The 2,492-nt window shown below is 65.4% G+C and carries 1 protein-coding gene and 2 pseudogenes; 2 read left to right on the top strand and 1 reads right to left on the bottom strand.

All coding sequences use genetic code 11. From position 1 onward, the window contains the following. Positions 1 to 262, top strand: a pseudogene (locus ACFWPJ_RS30290) (hypothetical protein); the annotation flags it as partial. A gap of 312 nt (positions 263 to 574) precedes the next feature. Continuing rightward, positions 575 to 1,681 carry a BTAD domain-containing putative transcriptional regulator gene (locus ACFWPJ_RS30295; protein WP_378856548.1) on the top strand — a complete coding sequence of 369 codons (1,107 nt, stop codon included), beginning with the start codon at positions 575 to 577 and terminating at the stop codon, positions 1,679 to 1,681. A gap of 70 nt (positions 1,682 to 1,751) precedes the next feature. Here the strand turns inward: ACFWPJ_RS30295 and ACFWPJ_RS30300 are convergent. Further along, a pseudogene (locus ACFWPJ_RS30300) lies at positions 1,752 to 2,492 on the bottom strand (serine/threonine protein kinase); the annotation flags it as partial.

Consider the following 2,492-nt stretch of genomic DNA (forward strand, 5'->3'; position numbering starts at 1 on the left):
AGACACCGCCCCCGCAACCGTACCCTGCCAGTCTACGGGAACCTCACCGGGCACGGTTAAGGGCAAGGGTCTGGGCAACGGGAACGGAAACGGAAACGGCAACGGGAACGGCAACGGCAACAGCATCGGCATCGGCACCGCACCCGCACCGCAGCCGGCACCGCAGCCGGCACCGCAGCCCGCACCGCAGCCGGCGCCGGGTACGCCCGATAAGCCGGGCACGGATACGCCGGACATGGGAACACCGGGCAACGGCAAATAAGGGGAACACCGCACCGGGGCGATCCAAAGCCGGACCGGAAGCCCGGTCCGGCTCGTGCGCCAAACCCTGGGCCCGCACCGGCGCCCGGCGGAAACGGTAAGTGGCCCCGGGCGGCTGAGGCGGCAACGCACTCAATTGGGTGATCGCGGGGCGTTGTTCTTGATAATTCGAGCAACAGCGTATGGCCGCGCTCAATTCGAAATACTGGAGCGAGATTAGTCGATAGAGGCCTTCGCCCCCGCGTAGTAGGGGGTGAAGGCCGCTTCGCGTGCTTGGTCGATCGGCCCGTTCGTGTGGAGTAGTGTCTCGATCGTGGACGTGCGCGTGCTCGGCCCGGTGCAGCTGCTCGTCAACAACCGATCGTTACCGATCGGGGGGCGTAAGTCGCGCGCGTTCCTTGCGGCACTGGTCGTGCACCGACGCCGGGTGGTCTCGTCGACTGCTTTAGCCGATGCCGTGTGGGACGGGAACCCACCGACGACGTACGGGGCGAGCCTGCATGTTTCGGTATCGAATCTTCGCAAGGCGCTGCGAGCGGAAAAGATCGAGGCCGAGCGGATTCTGCGGACCGTTGCTCCGGGGTATCTGCTCGACATCACCGAGGAGCAGTGCGATGTCGGGCGGTTCGAGATGGCGCGGGCCGCGGGCGCCCGCGCGACCAGTCCGGCCGCCGCGGCGAGCCTTTACCGGTCGGCGCTCAGCGAGTGGAAGGGGGAAGCCCTGGCGGATCTGCGCGGCCTGTCCTTCGCCGACGAGTTCGCGACCGCCCTCGATGAGGACCGGTGGCAGGCTGCGTCGGCGCGGATCGAGGCCGACATCGGCTGCGGTAAAGCATCTGCTGTTATCGGCGAGCTACGGTCGCTCATCAACGAGCAGCCGCTACGCGAGCCGCTGTGGGGTCAGCTGATCACCGCTTTGTACCTGTCGGGGCGGCAGACCGACGCGCTCGAGGAATGTCGCAAGGTACGGGCCATTCTCTCCGAGCAGCTCGGCATCGATCCGAGCCCGGAGCTGGCTCTGCTCGAACAACAGGTGCTGCGCCAGGAGACGATCGGACAGGGTAGGGAACGCCGCATCGAAAAGGTTGCTCTCGAGATGACCACGACGAAGGCCGAGTTTCCCGCAAAGATGAAGCGATGCCAGCTGCGCCTATCCGACGGTCGGGTTCTGGATGTGCCACTTGCCGGCATCCGGATCGGCCGCATGTCGGACAACGACCTGTTGCTCGACGACCCGAAGGTGAGCCGCTACCACGCCGAGATTGCACCCAGTCCCAACGGACTGGTGTTGCGGGATCTGGAATCGACCAACGGCGTTTTTCTCAACGGGTTGCGGGTGAACCGTGATGAGGTGCTGCGGGTAGGGGCCGAGATTCGCATTGGCTCGACGAGCATGACGTGTGAGGTGAGTACTGGATAGCGCAACGTTCCTGCCGAGGGAGTGCGGAGGAGCTGGCGCAGGTATCAGCGGGCAGGGCGCGGCTGATTTGCTAGACCACCCGCTCGAGCGCGCGCAGGTCTGCATCGAGCTTTCTGAACAACCAATAAACGGCGACGAACGCAAGCCCGGAGGCCACGCACAAACCCAGAACCGAATCGCGCACGAGCGGAAGCTCCTCGGGTTCGAGAAAGCTGAATCCGGCCAGCACCCCGACCACCGGCATCGACGCCGTCACCGCGAGGTAGACCGTGGTTCTGCGGCGCAGCCAGCGCAGGTCGGCGGAGTCGCGCTCCGTCGTGCGTCCGTGGCGCAGGTAGCGCGGATAGACGCAGCGCACGAGGTAGAACGTGGAAAGGAAGAAGGTGTAGGCGACCGAGATGGTGCCTGCCATCAGAACAGTCATCGTCGCATGGACTTGCAGCCGCACCGGCAGGTCGGTGAACCAGCGCAGCAGCAGCACGGCCGTCACGGTGGCGAGAACCGCCAACAGCAGGGTGGAGAGCGCACACAGGTCGCCCCACACCAGTGTCCGCGACCGCACCCGCGCGAGTCTTGCCTCGTCGTAGCGTCTGCCCTTGCGCAAGCCGCGAAGAACCGCGAGCTGATCACGTGAGATGTAGACGTAGATGACGATGGCCAACAGCAAGCCACCGAGGATGTACACCAGGACGCCCTTGTCGATCCGGTCGTTCGTGGTATCGGGCAGGCGCGCTCTGATCAGTTCCTGGCCGTGCACAGCCAGGTACACCGTGGCCAGGCCGACCCCGCCCACTGACGACAGCCAGAGGAT

Origin of the sequence: Nocardia sp. NPDC058497 (assembly GCF_042720195.1) — a bacterium.
Lineage (GTDB): Bacteria > Actinomycetota > Actinomycetes > Mycobacteriales > Mycobacteriaceae > Nocardia.